The organism is Campylobacter concisus (assembly GCF_902460625.1).
GTDB classification, from domain to species: domain Bacteria; phylum Campylobacterota; class Campylobacteria; order Campylobacterales; family Campylobacteraceae; genus Campylobacter_A; species Campylobacter_A concisus_AD.
Genome location: NZ_CABPUT010000024.1, coordinates 1 through 2,244, shown reverse-complemented (window position 1 = coordinate 2,244; position 2,244 = coordinate 1). Strand labels below are relative to the sequence as shown.

Annotated in this window: 5 protein-coding genes; 1 reads left to right on the top strand and 4 read right to left on the bottom strand. The window is 34.0% G+C overall.

Features of this window, described 5'->3' with window-relative positions; all coding sequences use genetic code 11:
- Positions 1 to 76: 76 nt before the first annotated feature.
- The 4 genes from F3G69_RS09610 to F3G69_RS09150 form a co-directional block, all read right to left on the bottom strand.
- Entirely contained in the window at positions 77 to 481 is a 405-nt protein-coding gene (locus tag F3G69_RS09610) for a glutamate--tRNA ligase family protein (protein ID WP_316342517.1), read from the bottom strand.
- Positions 465 to 755, bottom strand: coding sequence for a glutamate--tRNA ligase family protein (locus F3G69_RS09515; RefSeq protein WP_223155910.1), 291 nt, complete (start codon positions 753 to 755; stop codon positions 465 to 467). The genes F3G69_RS09610 and F3G69_RS09515 overlap by 17 nt, the downstream gene beginning before the upstream one ends.
- The gene (gene rbp / locus F3G69_RS09155) at positions 733 to 978 is read right to left on the bottom strand and encodes an RNA-binding regulator (protein WP_009294719.1); all 246 of its coding nucleotides are present in this window, start codon (positions 976 to 978) and stop codon (positions 733 to 735) included. Before rbp ends, F3G69_RS09515 begins: the two co-directional genes overlap by 23 nt.
- Positions 979 to 1,201: 223 nt before the next feature.
- Positions 1,202 to 1,753 carry a DJ-1 family glyoxalase III gene (locus F3G69_RS09150; RefSeq protein ID WP_149715056.1) on the bottom strand — a complete coding sequence of 184 codons (552 nt, stop codon included), beginning with the start codon at positions 1,751 to 1,753 and terminating at the stop codon, positions 1,202 to 1,204.
- 84 nt (positions 1,754 to 1,837) lie between these two features.
- Here F3G69_RS09150 and F3G69_RS09145 point away from each other — a divergent pair, with 84 nt between their 5' ends.
- The gene (locus F3G69_RS09145; RefSeq protein ID WP_255349566.1) at positions 1,838 to 2,095 is read left to right on the top strand and encodes a SelT/SelW/SelH family (seleno)protein; all 258 of its coding nucleotides are present in this window, start codon (positions 1,838 to 1,840) and stop codon (positions 2,093 to 2,095) included.
- The last annotated feature ends 149 nt before the right edge of the window (positions 2,096 to 2,244 follow it).

Below are 2,244 nucleotides of genomic sequence, written 5' to 3'. Positions count from 1 at the left end.
TCGAACCCCTGTCCAAAAACAAAATGCATACAGCCTCTACACGCTTAGCAAAAGTGAAAATTTCATCTAAAAAGGCTCACTTTCCAAAACCAAATTTTAACCTTTTTGCAATGTATCTTTGAGCTAGCGTGCAAGGTAGCAGGTCCTCCCCTCTAACAACCAAATTTATGCCCATATCCTCATCGTCTATCACGCTTGCAAAGTTGTAAGCAGGAGTAAAATCTTTTTTGTAAATCACAAAATCGCCCATCTGCTCTGCCACAAGCTTACCAAGAGGGTCGCCCTCATCTACGCTTAGTCTAATGGCGGTCTTGTCTTTTATAAATTTTAGATTTTTATTTTTACAAATTTTAGTGTAAATGCCGTTTTTGTAGGCACCTTTTGTAGTCCTTGAACATTCACAGATATAAATTTCATCTAGTTTTTTAAGTACATCTTCATACCTTTTAGCACTTAATTTAAAGCTAAAAATTTTGCTCAAAATCACTCGTGCAAGTAGGCCCTTTATCGCATTCAAGCCCCAAAAATTCTAAAACATCAAAGATATTTTGAACAAATTCTTGCCGGTATCTACTAAGATCATAATCATCGATACGTAAGTGCAAAATACCATTTACCGAACGTGTCAAAAGATAAGTTAGGATGAAGTTATAAGCATTGCCAGCATGCAAAAACCCACTAGGCGTAGGAGCTATGCGGGATGCTATGCCACCATTTGGTGGCAAATAGTCATTAATCCCTTGGTCTAGCCTCATTTACCCTTAAAGTACGTCCGCCTAGTTCTTTTTCATTTAGTGCGTCTATAGCTTTTTGTCCCTCATTTGCATCGTCCATTTCAACAAAGCCAAAGCCTTTTGAGCGATCAGTTTCTCTATCTTTTACTATTTTTGCTCGCCTTACTTCACCAAATTGTGCAAAAGCTTCCTTTAATTCTGCCTCTGTCGTTCTATACGACAAATTTCCTACATAAATATTCACAGGAGTGTTCCTTAAAAAAATTACCGATTTATTCGGTTAGTGTGATAATAGCTAATTTTCGTCAAAAAGATGTAAAAAATCAAAAATTTATTATATTTTTTTGAAAAATATTCTTAAAAGCTACAAGCTCGTATATATAGAACTTTTATAACTATCACTAAACAAAATCTAATCTTAAGTTTAAAAAGAATAATTAAATAAAAAATTATTTTATCTTTATAAGCTATTTATAAAGTAAATCATTCTTTACTTTAAGATACGTTTCATCGCTAAGTAAATTTTTAACTATAAAAAGTGCAAATTCCATTGAAAAAGCAGGACCTTTTGCTGTAATAATATTTTGATCCCTCAATACACTCTTACCGTTATCATAGCCCCTTTTATCACTTCTTACATTTTCTTCAAATCCTGGATAACAAACAAAATGATCTTTTAGCACACCAGCACTCTCAAGCACCATAGGAGCAGCACAAATGGCACAAATAAGCTTATTGCTTTTATCAAAATTTTGCAAAATTGCTTTGAGCCTTGTATCGTTTGCTAGATTGCTAGCTCCTGGAAGTCCGCCAGGAAGGACGATCGCATCGTAGTCTAACTCTTTCATTTCACGAAGTGTTACGTCGGCTTTTACGCATATATTGTGACATCCTTTGATATTTACGTCATTTAGCCCAACAATAGAAGCTATCGCTCCAGCTCTACGTAAAACATCAACAGAAGTTAGCGCTTCTATCTCCTCAAATCCATCAGCTAAAATCACAGCAACTTTTTTCATAAATTTATCCTTTCAAGTAATATGTTTTATTTGTTAAGTAAAATTTTATATAATATTGGCTTATTTCACAAGAAAGGACAGAGCATGCAAGTAAAAATTATTTACTGCAACTCTTGAAACTATCGTCCGGTAGCTTCTCGTGTAGAAGATGAAATAAAAGCGAACTTTAGTGATGCAAGAGTCGAAAAGGTTATAGGTGATGGTGGAAATTTCATCGTCGAGGTTGATGGAGATGTTATATTTTCTAAGAAAGATCGTATTGGAAATGATGAAGCGAGATTTCCTCACGGTGAAGAGATCACAACTCTTATAAACAAATATCTTAAAGAAAAGTCGGCTTAATGCTAGCTACCGAGACGGGAAACCGTCTCGTTTTTTCCCATTTTTAACTTGCAATTCTACTATCTTGATATAAAAATTTTATAATTAAAACATTAGTCTATCTCGCTAAGAATTTTCATTTTTTTATATATTTTTTGATTCTTAAAGAT